Annotated in this window: 16 protein-coding genes; 8 read left to right on the top strand and 8 right to left on the bottom strand. The window is 74.7% G+C overall.

The window, feature by feature from the left end:
* Positions 1–9: 9 nt before the first annotated feature.
* A complete protein-coding gene (gene coxB / locus ACFT41_RS12760) occupies positions 10–981 on the bottom strand; it encodes a cytochrome c oxidase subunit II (protein ID WP_377586924.1) in 972 nt (323 codons plus the stop codon).
* Positions 982–1,151: 170 nt separating this feature from the next.
* On the opposite strand from coxB, the gene ACFT41_RS12755 reads away from it, so the two are divergent.
* Positions 1,152–2,303 carry a cysteine desulfurase family protein gene (locus tag ACFT41_RS12755; protein ID WP_377586925.1) on the top strand — a complete coding sequence of 384 codons (1,152 nt, stop codon included), beginning with the start codon at positions 1,152–1,154 and terminating at the stop codon, positions 2,301–2,303.
* An 80-nt stretch (positions 2,304–2,383) separates the two neighbouring features.
* Positions 2,384–2,593, top strand: coding sequence for a sulfurtransferase TusA family protein (locus tag ACFT41_RS12750; RefSeq protein ID WP_377586939.1), 210 nt, complete (start codon positions 2,384–2,386; stop codon positions 2,591–2,593).
* 19 nt (positions 2,594–2,612) lie between these two features.
* On the opposite strand, the gene ACFT41_RS12745 is transcribed toward ACFT41_RS12750, so the two are convergent.
* Positions 2,613–2,768, bottom strand: coding sequence for a hypothetical protein (locus ACFT41_RS12745; RefSeq protein ID WP_377586926.1), 156 nt, complete (start codon positions 2,766–2,768; stop codon positions 2,613–2,615).
* Here ACFT41_RS12745 and ACFT41_RS12740 point away from each other — a divergent pair.
* Positions 2,767–3,093: a Scr1 family TA system antitoxin-like transcriptional regulator gene (locus tag ACFT41_RS12740; protein WP_377586927.1), complete on the top strand. Its 327-nt coding sequence runs from the start codon at positions 2,767–2,769 to the stop codon at positions 3,091–3,093. The genes ACFT41_RS12745 and ACFT41_RS12740 overlap by 2 nt on opposite strands.
* Before the next feature lie 15 nt (positions 3,094–3,108).
* The gene (locus ACFT41_RS12735; RefSeq protein ID WP_377586928.1) at positions 3,109–3,333 is read left to right on the top strand and encodes a DUF397 domain-containing protein; all 225 of its coding nucleotides are present in this window, start codon (positions 3,109–3,111) and stop codon (positions 3,331–3,333) included.
* Between the two features lie 99 nt (positions 3,334–3,432).
* Here ACFT41_RS12735 and ACFT41_RS12730 read toward each other — a convergent pair whose 3' ends face one another.
* The 3 genes from ACFT41_RS12730 to ACFT41_RS12720 all read right to left on the bottom strand — a co-directional run bounded on the left by ACFT41_RS12730 (position 3,433) and on the right by ACFT41_RS12720 (position 6,430).
* Positions 3,433–4,410, bottom strand: a complete 978-nt coding sequence (locus tag ACFT41_RS12730) for a carbohydrate kinase family protein (RefSeq protein WP_377586940.1) — start codon at positions 4,408–4,410, stop codon at positions 3,433–3,435.
* Between the two features lie 297 nt (positions 4,411–4,707).
* Positions 4,708–5,076: an iron-sulfur cluster insertion protein ErpA gene (erpA, locus tag ACFT41_RS12725; protein ID WP_377586929.1), complete on the bottom strand. Its 369-nt coding sequence runs from the start codon at positions 5,074–5,076 to the stop codon at positions 4,708–4,710.
* Between the two features lie 193 nt (positions 5,077–5,269).
* Positions 5,270–6,430 (bottom strand): glycerate kinase, encoded by a 1,161-nt coding sequence (locus ACFT41_RS12720; protein WP_377586930.1) that lies wholly within the window; start codon positions 6,428–6,430, stop codon positions 5,270–5,272.
* A gap of 72 nt (positions 6,431–6,502) precedes the next feature.
* Here ACFT41_RS12720 and nadA point away from each other — a divergent pair, with 72 nt between their 5' ends.
* The 3 genes from nadA to ACFT41_RS12705 all read left to right on the top strand — a co-directional run bounded on the left by nadA (position 6,503) and on the right by ACFT41_RS12705 (position 9,954).
* Positions 6,503–7,702 carry a quinolinate synthase NadA gene (gene nadA / locus ACFT41_RS12715; protein WP_377586931.1) on the top strand — a complete coding sequence of 400 codons (1,200 nt, stop codon included), beginning with the start codon at positions 6,503–6,505 and terminating at the stop codon, positions 7,700–7,702.
* A gap of 211 nt (positions 7,703–7,913) precedes the next feature.
* Complete coding sequence (gene murA, locus ACFT41_RS12710) at positions 7,914–9,269, top strand: UDP-N-acetylglucosamine 1-carboxyvinyltransferase (protein WP_377586932.1); 1,356 nt, start codon at positions 7,914–7,916, stop codon at positions 9,267–9,269.
* A gap of 88 nt (positions 9,270–9,357) precedes the next feature.
* Positions 9,358–9,954, top strand: a complete 597-nt coding sequence (locus ACFT41_RS12705; protein ID WP_377587054.1) for a DUF3043 domain-containing protein — start codon at positions 9,358–9,360, stop codon at positions 9,952–9,954.
* Between the two features lie 13 nt (positions 9,955–9,967).
* Here ACFT41_RS12705 and ACFT41_RS12700 read toward each other — a convergent pair whose 3' ends face one another.
* The 3 genes from ACFT41_RS12700 to ACFT41_RS12690 are packed head-to-tail and all read right to left on the bottom strand — an operon-like array spanning position 9,968 to position 12,616.
* Positions 9,968–10,969 carry an ATP-binding cassette domain-containing protein gene (locus tag ACFT41_RS12700; protein WP_377587052.1) on the bottom strand — a complete coding sequence of 334 codons (1,002 nt, stop codon included), beginning with the start codon at positions 10,967–10,969 and terminating at the stop codon, positions 9,968–9,970.
* Positions 10,966–11,772: an ABC transporter permease gene (locus ACFT41_RS12695; protein ID WP_377587051.1), complete on the bottom strand. Its 807-nt coding sequence runs from the start codon at positions 11,770–11,772 to the stop codon at positions 10,966–10,968. Before ACFT41_RS12695 ends, ACFT41_RS12700 begins: the two co-directional genes overlap by 4 nt.
* Positions 11,765–12,616: an ABC transporter permease gene (locus ACFT41_RS12690; protein WP_377587050.1), complete on the bottom strand. Its 852-nt coding sequence runs from the start codon at positions 12,614–12,616 to the stop codon at positions 11,765–11,767. Before ACFT41_RS12690 ends, ACFT41_RS12695 begins: the two co-directional genes overlap by 8 nt.
* Before the next feature lie 161 nt (positions 12,617–12,777).
* On the opposite strand from ACFT41_RS12690, the gene ACFT41_RS12685 reads away from it, so the two are divergent.
* Positions 12,778–17,289 carry a WG repeat-containing protein gene (locus ACFT41_RS12685; protein ID WP_377587049.1) on the top strand — a complete coding sequence of 1,504 codons (4,512 nt, stop codon included), beginning with the start codon at positions 12,778–12,780 and terminating at the stop codon, positions 17,287–17,289.
* The last annotated feature ends 12 nt before the right edge of the window (positions 17,290–17,301 follow it).

The following is a 17,301-nucleotide window of genomic DNA, read 5'->3' as shown; positions in this document are numbered from 1 at the left end:
CCCGCTCCCTCAGCTTCCCGCGCCGGCCGCGACGTCGTCGGGGTTGAAGTTGGCCGTGTTGCGTCGCGTGTCGAACGGCTTGGTCTTGATGGCGTACGGGTCCTCGCCGATCGCGGTGAGCGCCTCCTGCGTCGACTTGCCGTCGCGCTTGGCGGCCAGGAACTGGTCGTACTGCTGCGGGGAGACCACGCGCAGCTCGAAGTTCATGAAGGCGTGGTAGCTGCCGCACAGCTCGGCGCAGCGCCCCACGTAGGCGCCCTCGGCGTCGAGGCTGGAGACCTCGAAGACGTTGCGGATGTTGCCGGGCATGACGTCCCGCTTGAACAGCATCTCCGGCACCCAGAACGAGTGGATGACGTCCTTGCTGGTCTCCTCGAACCGGATGGACCGGCCGGTCGGCAGGACCAGGATCGGGATGACCTCGCTGGTGCCGAGCACCGACGCCACCGTGTTGGCATCCTTGCCCTGGCCGTCGCGGTAGTTGAACTGCCAGTTCCACTTGAAGGCGACGACCTCGACGGTGACGTCCGGGTTCTTCGTCGTGCGGATCACGTCGGTCTGCACGACAGCCGTGTAGTAGAAGAGCACCGACACGATCAGGATCGGGGCGATCGTGTAGAGGAACTCCATCGGCAGGTTGTAACGGGTCTGCACCGGCAGCTCGTTGCCCCGCTTCCGGTAGCGCACGACGCACCAGAAGATCAGGCCCCAGACGAACACGCCGACCGCGAGCGCCGCGATGCAGGACGCGATCCACAGGTCGTACATTCGGTGCGACTCGGGCGTGATGCCGCCCTGCGGCCAGCCGAATCCGCCGAACGCCTTGCCGACGTCGCAGCCCGTGAGCAGGACCAGCAGCGCCGCGCCGCCGAGGCCGAGCCCGGCGAGCCGACCAGCACCACGCCGCCGGCGTCCACCGGCTCCCGGAGAAGCGCTGTGCCGTACGGCCGGGGGCCGTACCTCCGAACTCCTTGCGACCACCTGGTCCTGCCTCCCTAGCGCGCCGTGGCGGTTGGTTGTCCCCGTACCAGCGGCAAAGGCGTCACCGACGGTCGCAGATTACTCGACCATGACGGGCCTGACCGTGTTGGGGTGGCCGTACGCCCCCTTCGGGGGGATCCTCGGCGTACCGGCGCGATAGCGTCGGGGCCGTGAGCGCATCCCCGGTCTACCTGGACGCGGCCACCGCCGCCCCGCCGCACCCGGTCGCCCGGCAGGCGCTGCTGGCCGCCCTCGACGACGGCTGGGCCGACCCGGCCCGGCTCTACAGCCAGGCCCGCCGGGCCCGCCAGCTCCTCGACGCCGCCCGGGAGGCCGCCGCGGCCACGCTCGGCGTCCGCGCCGACGAGCTCTCCTTCACCCCCAGCGGTACGGCGGCGGCGCACTCGGCGGTGCTCGGCGGCCTGGCCGGACGGCGGCGGGTGGGCGCGACGCTGGTGCACTCCGCGATCGAGCATTCGGCCGTGCTGCACGCCGCGCAGCGGCACGTGGCCGGCGGCGGCAGCGCCGTCGCGGTGTCGGTGGACCGGCTCGGCCGGCTCGACCTCGACGCCTTCGCCGACGCGGTCCGCGCGCCGGGCGTGGCCCTGGCCGCGCTGATCGGGGCCAGCCACGAGGTGGGCACGGTCCAGCCGGTCGCCGGGGCCGCCGCCGCGTGCGCCGCCGCCGGGGTGCCGCTGTACGTCGACGCGGCGCAGCTGGTGGGCCGGGTGCCGGTGCCGGCGGGCTGGTCGGTGCTGACCGCCAGCGCGCACAAGTGGGGCGGGCCGCCCGGCGTCGGGCTGCTGGTGGTGCGCAAGGGCACCCGCTGGGAGTCGCCGTGGCCGGCGGACGAGCGGGAGTCGGGGCGTACCCCCGGGGTGGTGAACCTGCCGGCGGTCGTGGCGGCGGCGGCGAGCCTGCGCGCGGCGGCGGCCGACGCGGCGGCGGAGGCGGCCCGGCTGACGCCGCTGGTGGACCGGATCCGGGCCCGGGTGGCGGCGGAGGTGCCCGACGTGGAGGTGGTCGGCGACCCGGTCGACCGGCTGCCGCACCTGGTCACCTTCTCCTGCCTGTACGTCGACGGGGAGGCGCTGCTGCACGCGCTGGACCGGCGCGGCTTCGCGGTCTCCTCCGGCTCGTCGTGCACGTCGTCGACGCTGCGCCCGTCGCACGTGCTGGAGGCGATGGGGGTGCTGTCGCACGGCAACGTGCGGGTCTCGCTGCACCGGGAGACGACGGTCGCCGATGTGGAGAGGTTCCTCGCCGAACTGCCCGGGGTCGTCGCGCAACTGCGGGCCGAGGCGGGGGTGGTGGGGCTGTGACCGGCCCGGCTCCGGCTCCGGCGGAGGGGACTGCCCCGGCGGAGGGGGCTGCGCCGGCGGAGGGGGCTGCGCCGGCCGAGGTGCTGGACTGCCGGGGGCAGCGCTGCCCGCTGCCGGTGATCAGGCTGGCCCGGCGGCTGCCGGAGCTGCCGGTCGGCGCGGTGCTGCGGGTCCTCGCCGACGACCCGGCGGCGGCCGTGGACATCCCGGCGTGGTGCCGGATGCGCGGCCAGGAGTTCGTCGCCGCCCACGCTGACGGGCCGGGCTACGACGTACGCCGCATCGGTTGACCTGTCCGCCCCTCGCGCCTCACCGACCCGTGCCGCAGGGCAGGGCGTCGATCCAGATCAGCCGGAGTCGGCGACCGGTGCGGGCGAAGAGCCGCAGCGCGCTCTCGGCGCTCGTGAAGTGCCCGGTCGACGTCTGATCGTCGCACCGCAGCAGGGCGCTCTCGGCGAACGCCATGCCCCAGGCGACGACCGCACCGTCGACCCGGTCGCCGTGCTCCTCGCAGATCGCGAACCGTCGGGGCGCGAACTCGTTCACCAGTTCGACAAGCATCCGTCCCGAGGACGGGCCGCACGCGGCGACGCCGCTGGGCAAGTTCGTCCTGCTGGACTTCGCCAACGTGCGGCCGATCGCCTACACCGAGGTGCTGGACGGGGCGATGTACGTGCAGGACCCGGACGGCGTGCGGACCTATAGCATGGTGGCAGACAACCTGCGCCAGGTCGCCCTCTCGCCCGCCGAGTCACGCGCGTTGATCAGGGAGCTGGCCGGCGCGGCCTGACCCCCGGAGGCCACGATGTCCACCCCCGACCTCGCCACCGCCGACCTCACCGCCGCCCGCTGGTTCACCAGCAGCCGCAGCACCAACAACGGCGAATGCGTGGAATGCGCCGTGCTGCCCGACGTGGTGGCCGTGCGGGACAGCAAGAACCGCTCGGGCCCCACTCTCGCCTTCCGGCCCCACCACTGGACGGCGTTCATCACGGCAACCACCACCAAGACCCTCACCCGAAGGCAGTAACGCCCGCCTCGGTAGCCCCGCCGCCCTGGTGATCAAGAGGTTTGCGTCAAAGTCGATCTCTGCTGGGACGCAAACCTCTTGATCACCAACTTGGGTGGGTTACGGGAGCAGGTGGGGGCGGATGTCGTCGGCCGACTGGTCGCCGTAGGACTCCGCCAGGCGCTTGACGAACACGTCGGGGCGCACCTCGTACTCCTGGGTGCCGACGGTCTCCAGCACCAGCGCGGCCAGCAGGCAACCGACCTGGGCGGCGCGCTCCAGGCCCAGCCCCCAGGAGAGGGCGGTGAAGAAGCCGGCCCGGAAGCCGTCGCCGACACCCGTCGGGTCGACCGCCTGGGCACCCCGGACGACCGGCACGCGGATGGTGTCGAAGTCCCGGCCGGCAATCTCCGCCCCGTTGCTGCCCAGCGTGGTCACCCGGACCTTCACCCGATCCAGCAGCTGGGCGTCGCTGAGGCCGGCCTTGCTCTGCAGCAGGGACTTCTCGTACTCGTTGGTCATGAGGTAGTCGGCGCCGTCGATGAGCCCCACCACGTCGCGGCCGTCCATGCGGGCGAGCTGCTGCGACGGGTCGGCGACGAAGGCGTACCCCCGGTCGCGGCACTCGGCGGAGTGCCGCAGCATCGCGTCGGGGTCGTTGGCGCCGACCAGGACGAGGTCGAGCCCGCCGAGCCGCTGCGCGACCGGGGCCAGCTCGATGTTGCGCGCCTCGCTCATCGCCCCGGCGTAGAAGGAGGCGATCTGGCACATGTCGGTGTCGGTGGTGCAGACGAAGCGGGCCGTGTGCGCCACCTCGCTGACGTGCACGGACTCGCAGTCGACGCCGTGGCGCTCCAGCCAGGAGCGGTAGTCGGCGAAGTCCGCGCCGACCGCGCCGAGCAGGATCGGGCGCAGGCCCAGCTGGCCCATGCCGAAGGCGATGTTGGCGGCCACTCCGCCGCGGCGCAGCACCAGGTCGTCCACCAGGAAGGAGAGCGAGACCTTGTCGAGCTGGTCGGCGATGAGTTGGTCGGCGAACCGGCCGGGGAAGCTCATCAGATGGTCGGTCGCGATCGAGCCGGTCACGGCGATCTTCATGTCAACCCTCGCGGTCGGGAGCACGGCGCGGGTCAGCCTACCGGTCCGGTTGGTGTCGTGGTCGCGGGTCGGACGGGGAACGGTCACCTTCTGCTCGACCCACCGTCACCCGACGTGGAGCCGGGACGGGTCCGCGCCGGTCCCGCCCGCCGAGGGGGACGACGGACGGTAGGGCCGTGCGGGAAAACGGACGGCGGGGCCACCCCCACCGGGGGCGGCCCCGCCGCATCGGCCGGAACGGGACTCAGCTGAAGCCGGCCAAAGCCGGGGCTCGGCTGAAGTCCGCCGGAGCGGGACTCAGCTGAACGAGTCGCCGCAGGCGCAGGAGTTGCCCGCGTTCGGGTTGTCGATCGTGAAGCCCTGGGCGTCGATCCGGTCGGCGAAGTCGATCGTGGCCCCGGCCAGGTAGGGGGCACTCATCCGGTCGACGACGACCTCGACGCCCTCGTAGTCGGTGACGACGTCACCGTCGAGCGAACGCTCGTCGAAGAAGAGCTGGTACCGCAGGCCGGAGCAGCCGCCCGGCTGCACCGCCACCCGGAGCCGCAGGTCGTCGCGGCCCTCCTGCTCGATCAGGGCCTTGACCTTCTGCGCCGCGACGTCGGTGAGGACGACGGAAGTAGGGGCCTTGGCCTCGGTCGACTCGGTCTGCGCTGGCGTGGTCACGTGGAAATCTCCCTGCGCGGTCTGGGTCTGGACGCACTGGCCAACGTCGTCCGTCGTCCAGTGATTCCCGATGTGGTCGCAGCTCCGATCGTACGCCGCCCCGGCCGGGACCACCCGGTCGACGTGACCGGGGCCCCAGGCCGGGCCCGGGTCACGGCAGGCCGGGCCCGCGCGACGGCCGGGTCGCGGGCGCTCAGCGGCTCCACTGGCGGGCCAGCCGGGCGCCGAGCTGGCGCAGCCCCTCCGCCGGGCGGCTCAGCGCCGCGTCGAGCCCGCCGCGCTCCTCGCCGCCGAAGTGCTCCACCAGGCTGTACGCGTCGGTGACGCCGGCCGAGGCGGCCTCGCGCCGCCCGGTGCTCACCTGCCCCGCCAGCACCACGCAGGGCACGCCCCGGTCCCGGGCGGCCCCGGCCACCCCGGCGACGACCTTGCCGCGCAGCGACTGGTGGTCGAAGGAGCCTTCCCCGGTGATCACCAGGTCGGCCGCGTCGAGCGCGGCGGGCAGGCCGATGGCCTCGGTGACCAGGCCGATGCCGGAGGAGCACCGGCCGCCGAGGGCGAGGATCGCCGCGCCGAGACCGCCGGCCGCTCCCCCGCCGGGCAGCGCGCCGAGGCCGGGCGGGCAGCCCGGCAGATCCCGTTCGAGTACGCCGGCGAAGCGCTCCAGCGCGGCGTCGAGCAGCAGCACGTCTTCGCGGGTCGCGCCCTTCTGCGGGCCGTAGACGTTGCTGGCCCCGTGCAGCCCGAGCAGGGGGTTGTCCACGTCGGTGGCGGCGACCAGGGTGGCCCCGCGCAGCCGGGGTGTGCCGTCGAGCCCGGCGATCGCGGCCAGCGCCGCCCCGCCGTACGGCAGGGCCCGGCCGGCCTCGTCGAGCGGCGTGACGCCCAGCGCGGTGAGCAGCCCGGCCCCGCCGTCGTTGGTGCCGGACCCGCCGAGCCCGATCACCACCGTCCGGGCCCCGTGTTCCACGGCGGCGGTGACCAGCGCCCCCAGCCCGTACGAGGTGGTGGCCCTGGGATCGCGCTCGGCGGCGGCGAGCAGGTGCAGGCCGCACGCCTGGGCGCTCTCCAGGTATGCCGTGCCGTCGTCGGTGAGCAGGATCTCACCGTCGGTGGGGCGGCCGAGCGGGTCGACGGTGGGCACCGGCACCCGGCGCCCGCCGAGCGCCCCGGCGAGCACGGCCACGAAGCCGGGGCCACCGTCGGCGAGCGGCCGGATGAGCAGGTCGTCGCCCTCGGCCACCTCCCGCCAGCCCTCGGCCACGGCGGCGGCGACCTCCTGGGCGGGCAGCGTTCCGGCGAACTTGTCGGGACAGAGCAGCACGCGCATGCCGAGCAGTGTGGCAGGCCACATCGGCGCGGGGCAGTGCGGCAGCACACACCGGCGCGGGCCGCCTTGTCGCCCGGCTGTGGAACCATGAGTGGCGTGACTTCGACCTGGGTGGAACCCTCCAACACCGCGACGGCCCTGCTGCTGCTCGGCCGTGGCAGCGACCCCGCCACCGAGCGTGGCGTGGAGTGTCCGGGCGACCTGCCGGCGCCCAGCGACCCTGACCTGGTGGCCCGGGCCACGGCGGCCAAGGCGGAGCTGGGTGACAGGGTCTTCGTGCTGGGCCACCACTACCAGCGCGACGAGGTGATCCAGTTCGCCGACGTGACCGGCGACTCGTTCAAGCTGGCCCGCGAGGCGGCGGCCCGGCCGGACGCGGAGTACATCGTCTTCTGCGGCGTGCACTTCATGGCCGAGAGCGCCGACATCCTCACCGCCGAGCGGCAACGGGTGGTCCTGCCCGACCTGGCCGCAGGCTGCTCGATGGCGGACATGGCCGTGCTGTCCCAGGTCGAGTCCGCCTGGGACGTGCTGACCGAGCTGGGCGTCGCGGCGCAGACGGTCCCGGTGACGTACATGAACTCCTCGGCGGACATCAAGGGCTTCGTCGGCCGCAACGGCGGCGTGGTGTGCACCTCGTCGAACGCGAAGCGGGCGCTGGGCTGGGCATTCGAGCAGGGGTCGAAGGTGCTGTTCCTGCCCGACCAGCACCTGGGCCGCAACACCGCCGTGCTGGAGCTGGGGCTGTCGCTGGACGACTGCGTCCTGTTCGACCCGCACAAGCCGGGCGGCGGGCTGACCCCGGAGCAGCTGCGCGACGCGAAGATGATCCTGTGGCGCGGGCACTGCTCGGTGCACGGCCGGTTCACCCTCGACAGCGTCCGCGACGTGCGGAAGCGGGTGCCGGGGGTCACCGTGCTGGTGCACCCGGAGTGCCGGCACGAGGTGGTCACCGCGGCCGACCAGGTGGGCTCGACGGAATACATCATCAAGGCGATCGAGGCGGCCCCGGCCGGCTCGGCGTGGGCGGTCGGCACCGAGCTGAACCTGGTGCGCCGGCTGGCGCTGGCCCACCCGGACAAGCAGATCATGTTCCTGGACAAGGCGGTCTGCTACTGCTCCACGATGAACCGGATCGACCTGCCGCACCTGGTGTGGGCGCTGGAGGAGCTGGTGGCCGGCCGGGTGGTCAACCAGATCACGGTGGACCCGGACACCGCGCACCACGCCCGGGTGGCCCTGGACCGGATGCTCGCCCTGCCGGGCGCGGACACCCCGCCACCGGCGAGCACCTGATCACCCTGCGCTACGGGCTGGGCACCATATCGCGCCGGAAACGCCGATTCGTGCCCTCCGGCCCGAGGTGACCGTCTCCATTTTCGTCACCGAGGGCTATGCTGCCGGGGCGACGACACGCGGGCCCGTTTTCATCCGGCCGCATCACGGGTAACCCCCATATCGCCCGCATCACCATCAACACGGCAGCACCGACGCGCTGGAGGTTACGTTGACCGATGACGTCCTGGTCGTACACGGAGGCACTCCGCTCGAAGGGCGGATCCGCGTGCGCGGCGCGAAGAACCTGGTCTCCAAGGCGATGGTCGCCGCCCTGCTGGGCGACAGCCCCAGCCGGCTGTTCGACGTGCCGCGGATCCGCGACGTCGAGGTCGTCCGAGGGCTGCTCGGCCTGCACGGGGTCAAGGTCACCGACGGCGCCGAGGACGGTGAGCTGGTCTTCGACCCGGCCAACGTGGAGAGCGCCAGCACCGACCAGATCAACGTGCACGCCGGCTCCAGCCGCATCCCGATCCTGTTCTGCGGGCCGCTGCTGCACCGGCTCGGCCACGCGTTCATCCCCGACCTGGGCGGCTGCCACATCGGGCCGCGCCCGATCGACTTCCACCTCCAGGCGCTGCGCGAGTTCGGCGCCACGGTCGACAAGACCCCGGAGGGGCTGCACCTGTCCGCCCCGAACGGGCTGCACGGCACCAAGTTCGCGCTGCCGTACCCGAGCGTCGGCGCGACCGAGCAGGTGCTGCTCACCGCCGTGATGGCCGAGGGCGTCACCGAGCTGCGAAACGCCGCCGTCGAACCGGAGATCATCGACCTGATCTGCATCCTGCAGAAGATGGGCGCGATCATCAAGGTGCACACCGACCGGGTGATCGAGATCCAGGGCGTGCCGAAGCTGCACGGCTACACCCACCGGCCGATCCCGGACCGGATCGAGGCGGCGAGCTGGGCGGCGGCGGCGCTGGCCACCCGCGGCGACGTCGAGGTGCTCGGCGCGCAGCAGGCCGACATGATGACCTTCCTCAACGTCTTCCGCTCGGTCGGCGGCGAGTACGAGGTGACCGACGCCCGGCCGCCGAAGCTGGGCGACCCCGGCCAGGAGGGCGGCATCCGGTTCTGGCACCCGGGCGGCGAGCTGAACGCCGTGGCGCTGGAGACCGACGTACACCCGGGCTTCATGACCGACTGGCAGCAGCCCCTCGTCGTGGCGCTGACCCAGGCCCGAGGCCTGTCGATCGTGCACGAGACGGTCTACGAGCAGCGGCTCGGCTACACCGAGGCGCTCAACACGATGGGCGCGAACATCCAGGTCTACCGCGACTGCCTCGGCGGCACCCCGTGCCGCTTCGGCCGGCGCAACTTCAAGCACTCAGCGGTGATCGCCGGCCCGAGCAAGCTGCACGCCGCCGACCTGGTCATCCCGGACCTGCGCGCCGGGTTCAGCCACCTGATCGCCGCGCTCGCCGCCGAGGGCACCTCCCGGGTGTACGGCGTCGACCTGATCAACCGGGGCTACGAGGACTTCGAGGCGAAGTTGGCCGACCTGGGCGCCCACACCGAGCGCCCGTAACGCCACCCACAGTAATCCTGCTCACGTCCGCCCGCGCCCGGTGCACCGCGATGTGCACCGGGCGCGGGCGTTTGGCTACCCTTTCCGCGTGCCGTCGCTGTTTCGCCGCAAGCCAACCGACCTCGTCGAGGAGTCCGTCACCACGGTGACGACCGACGAGGAGTCCGCGCGCGCCCGCCGGGGCTACACCCCGGCCAAGGGTCGCGAGACGCCGAAGCGGCCCGTGGCCGGGCGTCGGCCCGCCGGCCCGACCAGGCCACTGAGCAAGGAGGAGGCGCGGGAGCGGCGGCGGCAGTTGCGCGCCGAGTCCGCGGCCGAGTTCCGCCGCGAGGGCGGCCCGCGCGACCGGGGCCCGGAGCGGCTGCTGGCCCGCAACGTGGTCGACTCCCGGCGTACGGTGGGCACCTGGTTCTTCGGCGGGGCGCTGATCGTGCTGCTCGGCTCCAACCAGGCGATGCCCCCGGTCGTCCGGCTGATCTCCAACATCCTGTGGGGCGCGCTCGCCCTCGGCGTGCTGATCGACTCGGTCCTGATCAGCCGGAAGATATCCAAGCTGGTGCGGGAGCGGTTCCCGAAGACCGGCCAGCGGATCGGCTCCCTCTACCTGTACGCGATCATGCGGTCGATCACCTTCCGCCGGATGCGCGCCCCGGCGCCCCGCGTCAACATCGGCGACCCGGTCTGAGCGCTGCCCCCTGTCAAGAAGGGGCCCCTGCTATACCGCAAGCGTTAACAAGGGGCCCCTCCTTACCCGCGTACAGGCGGGCGACGACGTCCTCGATGTCCAGCTCGACGATCGAGACGTCGCGCAGGGCGGCCAGCCCGGCCAGGGCGGCCACCACCTCGGCGACGCCCGCCGACTCCAGCGCGAAGACCAGCCGGTGCCCGTCGGCCTCCACCCGCAGCAGCGGGGCGCCGGGCAGCTCCGGCGGCTCCGGCAGCGCGGTGTCCAGGTCGGCGACGACGAGCCGGCGGGAGCCGTACCGGTCGTGCAGCGCGGCGATCGAGCCGTCGTGCACCACCCGGCCGTGGTCGATCACCACGAGGCGCGGGCACAGCCGCTCGATGTCGGCCAGGTCGTGGGTGGTGAGCACCAGCGTGGTGTCGCCGGAGCGGCCCAACTCGCCCAGGAAGCCCCGCACGGCCTGCCTGCTCACCACGTCCAGCCCGATGGTCGGCTCGTCGAGGAAGAGCACCTCCGGGCCGTGCAGCAGGGCGGCGGTCAGCTCGCCGCGCATCCGCTGGCCGAGGGAGAGCTGCCGCACCGGGGTGTCGGCGAAGGCGTCCAGGTCGAGCAGGTCGCGGCAGCGGCGCAGCCGGGCGGCGTGCGCGGCGGCCGGCACCCGGTAGACGTGCCGCAGCAGGTCGAACGACTCCCGCAGCGGCAGGTCCCACCACAGCTGGGAACGCTGACCGAAGACCACCCCGACGCGCAGCGCCAGCCGGGTGCGTTCGGGCACCGGGCGCAGCCCGCAGACGCGTACCTGACCGGAGGTGGGGGTGAGCACGCCGGTGAGCATCTTCAGGGTGGTGGACTTGCCCGCGCCGTTCGGGCCGATGTAGCCGAGCAGTTCGCCGCGCTCGACGCGCAGGTCGACCCCGGCCACCGCCTCGACGGTGCGCCTCTCGCGGCGCAGCCGCCCGACCTTGACCCGGACCGTGAACTCCTTGCGCAGGTCGCGCACGTCGATGACGCTCATGATCCCGTACTCCGGTAGTGGCGGACGCCGACGCGCCAGGCGGCGGCGGCGAGGGCGGCGGCGACCAGCGCGACCGCCGGCGAGGCCCAGCCGACCCAGGCCGGCAGGCCGAGCGGGTCGGCCCGGCCCAGCAGCGCCAGCGCCGGCTGGTAACTGACGAAGGCGAACCCCATCCCGTACGCGAAGACCGCCCGGAACCAGCCGCCGAAGATCGTGACGGGGTACGACGTGAAGTCGCGCCCGCCGTAGGTGACCGAGTTGGCCAGCTCCCCCGAGTCGGTCCAGTAGAACGACACGGTGGCGGTGGCCACGAAGATCGACCCGAAGAAGACCACCCCGGCCAGCGGGGCGGCCAGCGCCAGCGCCACCCGGCCCGGGGTCCACTCGATCCCGGCCCGGCCGAGGGCCACCAGCAGCACGGCCAGCCCGAAGACCGCCCGGGACGCCTTGCGCAGCGGCAGGTCCATCAGCAGCAGTTGGGGCAGCGCGCCGAGCGGGCGCAGCAGCACCGCGTCGAACAGCCCGGTGCGCACGTACGCGGGCAGCCGCTCGACGTTGCCGACCAGCAGGTCGGCGGCGGCGAACGCGCAGGCCGACAGGCCCACCATCACCAGCGTCTCGCGCAGCGTGAACCCGCCCAGCTCCGCGGTCACGCCGAAGATCACCAGGACGGTCACCACATCGAAGACGGTGGCCCCGACGTTGCCGACCAGGTCCACCGCGAACGACGCCCGGTAGGCGGCCTGCGACCGGGCCTGCGCCCCGAGCAGCGCCCCGTACGCGGCCAGCCGCCCCTCAGCCACCCTGCACCACCAGCCGGCGCTCGGCGCGGCGCTGCACCAGCCGGCACAGGGCGAGGATCGCCACCGCCCAGCCGACCTGCATCCCGACCAGCCCCGCCTGCACGTCCGTCGGGTCCCGCTCGACCAGCACGTCCAGCGGCGTCTGCAGGAGGCTCGGGAACGGGGTGGCCAGTTGCAACGCCAGGAACAGCCCGTCGGGCAGGAACGGCAGCGGAAAGTAGAGCCCGGCGAGCACCCCCGAGCCGAGGGTCCACAGGATCTGCGGGCCCCGGACGTCCTCGAGCCAGTACGCGGTGGCGTTGACCAGGAACCGGCAACCGAAGCAGAGCACCACCGCGACCGTCGTGGAGACCACGAACAACGGCACGGTCGACCAGCGGGCCGGCAGGTGCACGTCGAAGAAGGCCGGGCCGACCAGGAACGGCGGCAGCAGCCGGGACACGCACGCCCAGCCCGCCCGGCCCAGGTCGGTGGCGAGGTAGCTGGTCACCGGGTGGACCGGGCGCAGCAGGTCGCTGGCCACGTCGCCGGTGCGGATCCGGTCGGCGAGGTCGGGCCGGCCCCAGATCAGGATCACCGCCAGCAGGCCCTGCCCCGCCCACACGAACGTGACGATCTGCGCCCGGTCGTACCCGGCCGCGGTGCCGGCCGCACCCGCCGCGCCGAGCAGGACGTAGCAGCGCAGGAAGCCGAAGACGATGTTGGTGACGGCACCGGCGAGCGCGGCCTGCCGGTACGTGGCGTACCGCCGGAATCCCGATCCCGCTATCGCACCGAATGTCCGAAACCATAGGATAACGTTTGACTCGGTGGGCGGTGCCACAGTGGCGGTGACAGAGCCCACGCCGTTACCCTCCTTCCGCAGCCACCCCGCGCCGGACCGGGCGACTTTACCGGCAGGTGGGGTGCCCAGCGCGACAATTTCCAACGAGGTGACATCGCCGTGAGCGAGCGACGCGAGCCGGGCACCCGGGCTCGCCGCGCGGGCGGCGACGGGACCTGTAGATGAGCGGCGACTTCATCGACCGCTGGCGCGACCCGGCCGAACCGTCCTGGGTGTTCGAACCGACCACCGAGTGGCAGCCGCAGTTCCCGGGACAGCGCTACCCGGGCGACATCGGCCTGCGGCACCAGCCGCCCCCGCCCCGGGGTCGCGCCGCCGTCGGCCGGGCCGGGGTGCAGCCGGTCAGCCCCGCCCCGGACGCCGGACCGGTGAGCCCGGCCCCGGGCGGGCGCGACGGGGCGTACCCGTGGCACGACCGCGCCCCGGACGACCGCGGCCGGCGAAGCTGGGGCGACCGGCACGCCGCGCCGGACGACGACCGGCGACGGGGCGGGACGGACCGCCGCCCCGAACCGGACGAGTACGACCGGCACCGGCGCCCCGCCGTCGACCACGACCCGTACCGCCGGCCGGCCGAGCAGGACCCGTACCGGCGGCCCGCCGAGCAGGACGCCCACCGACGCCCGGCCGTCGACCACGACCCGTACCGCCGGCCGGCCGCCGACGAACGCCGTGCGGTCCCGGACGAGCACGACCGGTACCGCCGACCCGCGCCCGACGAAGCCGACCGGTACCGCCCTCGCCCCACCGCCGACGACCACGCCCTCTACCGCCGGCCCGCGCCGGACGAACCCGGCCCGCACCGCCGACCTGCCCCCGACGAGCACGCCCCGTACCGCCGCCCGGCACCGGACGAGCGGGGCCCGGGACGGCGCGGCTGGGACGAACGCGGACCGGCCGAGCCGTACCCGCCCCGGCACCCCGCCCACGACCAGCACGACCGGCGCGCCCCCGGGTGGACGCCGGACCGTGAGCCGGCCGCCGGCCGGCACGGCGACCGAAACGAGCAGCCGCGCCCCGCCGATGCCGGCCGACGGTCGGGTCCCGCCGAGTCGGCCCCGGTCTCCCCCGCGCCCCGGGACGAGGCCGGCTGGCTGCCCGAGCCGGACGAGTACCCGAACCGGCCGTACGGCGACCGGCCGGGGCGTTCCGGCCCGGGCTGGCCGGAGCGCCGCCGCCCCACGCTGGATCGCGACGGCCGTCCCGGGCCGGGACGGGACGGATGGCCGGCACCGCCGGGCACCGACGCCGGTCAGCCAGCGGACGGGCCCGCCCGCCAGCACGGCCGGCCCATCGGCCGGCCTGACGCCGACTCGCCCCGACGCCCCCTTGACCGGGGTGCACCGCCGCAGCAGCCCGGCGACCGGGGCACACCGGCGCACCGGGACGGCCAGCCGCACCGGGACGGGCGGGACGTGGCCGCCGCGCGCGCCGAGCAACACCGCGAGCCCACCGTCCGACCGGCGCCGCCGCGCGACGGTGCCCTGCCCTGGCCGCAGCCCGGCCCGCTCCGCCCGGACCTGGGCCGGCACGCCGGCCGCCCCGCCGAACCGCCCCGCCCCGCCGAGCCGCCCCGCGTCGGCGGACGACCCGCAGACGTCGGCGGCGGCGTGCCGCGCCCGGACGACCGGATCCGGCCGGAGCCTTGGCACCCGGACGCCGCACGGCCCGACCCGCACCGCCCGGAGCGGCGGACCGACGAGCGGACTGTCACCGAACGGTACGGACACCGCCCGCCGGCCGACCGGGCCGGGGCGCCGCCCACGGAGGACGTCACCGCCGCCGGGCCCCGGTTCGTCCCCCCGCCGCACCGGCCGGTCGAGCCGCACCGCCCACCGGTGGAGCCATTGCGCCCGCCGGCCGAGCCACCGCGCCCTGCGGCCGGACCAGCGCGCCCGCCGGCCGAGCCGCACCGCGCACCGGCCGAGCCGGCGCGTCCATCCGTCGCACCGACCCGCCCCCCGAGCGAGCCGCATCGCCCGGTGGAGCCGGCCGCCGGCGCGCCACGGGTCCCCGTCGATCTTGCACTTTCGGCCCCCACCCAGGGCGTTTCGCGCCTTTTGTCGGGGCCACAACTGCAAGATCTCGGACTGCCCACCGCCTCCGACGCGCCCGTCTCCGGCCCACCGGTCCGGCCGACCTCGGGCCCACCGGTTCCGCCGGTTCCCGCCCCACCGGCGAGCGGGCCGATCTCCACGCCGCCCGTGGTTCCCCCGTCTCCGGTCGTCACGCCGGTGCCCCCCGCACCGGTGACACCGGTCTCCGCGCCGCCCGCCGAGCCCGTATCCGCGCCGCCCGCCGCCCGGCTGCGGCTGGAGTTCCTGCCGGCTCCCGGGCCGGCCGAGCCCCGGCCCGTACCCGACGAACCGCTGGTCAGCGGGGGTGACACCACCCAACCGGGCGCGCCGCCCGAAGCTACCCCCGTCGCCACCTCGGCCATCCAGGTCGCCGCTCCGCGATCGGACGAGTCGTCGTCCGGCCCGCGCCCTCCGGTCTCCGCGGCTACGGAGCCACCCGACCCCGTACGGCCGGGGCCGATCACCGAGGCCAGCCCGGAGTCGGTCGATCCCGCCGTCCCCGACCCGCTCGACCGTGCCGGCAGGGACATCACCACCGGCCCTGCTGTCGCCGCCAGCCCGCTCGACGACGCCGGGCCGGACGTCGCCGTGATCGCGTCGCCCGCCGGCCCACGGACCGGGGAAGCGCCGGAGTCCCCGGCACCGGACGACGACATCCCCGGCGAACCCGGCCGGCCTCGGAGTCCCGACGAGGCGCCGTCGGCCGGTCCGACGGACAGGTCGCCCACGCCGGACCACACGGACGCCTGGTTCCGGCCGAACAGGCCGGCACCACCGGCCCCCACGCCACCGGCCACCGGGCCGTCGACTCCCACCGCCGCTGCGGACCCCGTCCCCACGCCCGCTCCGGCCCAGGCTTCACCCTCGGCCCAGGCCCAGGCCCAGGCTTCGGCTTCGGCTTCGGGCGATCCTGACCCGGCGACACCCCCTTCCCCGCCGCCCGCCAGCGGGTCGGTCGACCGGGCCGAGGATCCCCGTCCGGTGAGCGCCACGCCGGCCCCACCGGTGTCGGCACCCCCGGCCGGGTCCGCGTCCCTCGTCGCTCACCCGGTGCCGGAGCAGCCGCGTCCGGTCTCGGCACCGCCCGCCAGCCCCGTCTCCGGGGTGCCTGCCCGCCCGGTCTCGGGAATCCCGGCACACCCCGTCTCGGGAATCCCGGCCGCGCCGGTCTCCGGCGTCCCCGATCAGCCCGTGTCCGGCGTCCCCGATCAGCCCGTGTCGCCGGCCGGGCCGGTGCCCGCCGCCGGGGCAGAGCCACGGCCCGGCCAGGAGCGGCGGGCCGCTCCGGCTGACCCGGAGCAGACGCTCGCTGCCCTGCGGTGGCGCCTGCACCCGGAGACCCTGCGCGAGGAGACCGACGATCCGGAGCTGCTGCGCACCGTACGGGAGGGGCTGACCGCCAAGCTCGACGTCGCCCTGGACAACCGGTCCCGGGCCCGGCTGCTCAGCCTGCGGGCGGTGGCGTCGCGCCTGCTCGGCGAGCTGGCGGACGCGGTCGACGACGCCCGGCTCGCGCTGACGTACGCCGAGGCCACGGGCGAGTTGCGGCGGACCGCGCTGGCGCGGGCGCGGCTGGCCCACGTGCTGCGCTGGCGGGGCGAGTTCGCGGAGGCCGACCGGCTCTTCGCGGAGGCGAACTCGACGGAGCTGCCCGACCGGCTGCGCGCGGCCCTGCACGAGCACGCCGGCCGCTGCTGCTACGACCAGGGCCGGCTGATCGAGGCGTGCCAGCACTTCGAGCGGGCCCTGGACCTGCGCCGGGCCACCGACCCGGAGCTGCTCGCCCGCACCCGGATCGCGCTGGACGCGGTCGCCGAACGGGCCGGGCGGGACGGCTTCGGCCCCTACCCGCGCGGGCGGTCGGAGATCCTGCGGACGCCCCGGCCGCCGGTGCCCACGTACGACGAGGACCTGGACCGGTGGGGCTACGCCGACCCCGACGGCAACCTGGTGATCGGCACCGACTACGCCGAGGTGCAGCCGTTCCGGGAGGGCGTGGCCTGGGTACGCCGGCCGGAGGGCACCCGGTGGGCGCTGATCGACGACTCGGGCCGCACGCTGATCCAGGCCAACAACGGCTACCGCTCGGTCGGTTCGTTCTCCGACGGCCTGGCGTGGGTCTCGATGGACGGCACCGGCAACTGGATGGCGGTCGACCCGTCCAACACGGTGGTGGTCCCGCCGGGCTTCGACGACGTCCGGCCGTTCCGGGGCGGGGTGGCGGCGGTACGCCTCGCGGGCGGCTGGGGGGCGGTCGACCGCACCGGCACGGTGGTGGTGCCCACCCGTTACCACAGCTTCACCACGGCCCTGGCCGACGGCCGCTACGTCGACGGCTTCACCGACGAGGGGCTGGCCGTGGTGGAGCTGAACGGCCGGCGGGGGGTGGTGGACCGCACGGGCCGGGTGCTGGTGGCCCCGGCGTACCCGGCGTTGGTGGTGCACCCGGTGGCGTACCTGGTCGGCGACGGCCTCGGCCGCTGGGGGGCGCTGGACCGGCGGGGCGCGCCGCTGATCGACCCGGTGCACCCGAGCCGGGACCGGGTTGTCGACCAGATCGACCGCCTGCTCGCCGACGCCAGCCCCCTGGTGTGACCTGACCTGTTC

The organism is Micromonospora sp. NPDC057141 (assembly GCF_042670805.1).
Classification (GTDB): Bacteria; Actinomycetota; Actinomycetes; order Mycobacteriales; family Micromonosporaceae; genus Micromonospora.
The sequence above is the reverse complement of the archived record's forward strand: the minus strand, read 5'-3'. Positions and strand labels throughout refer to the sequence as shown.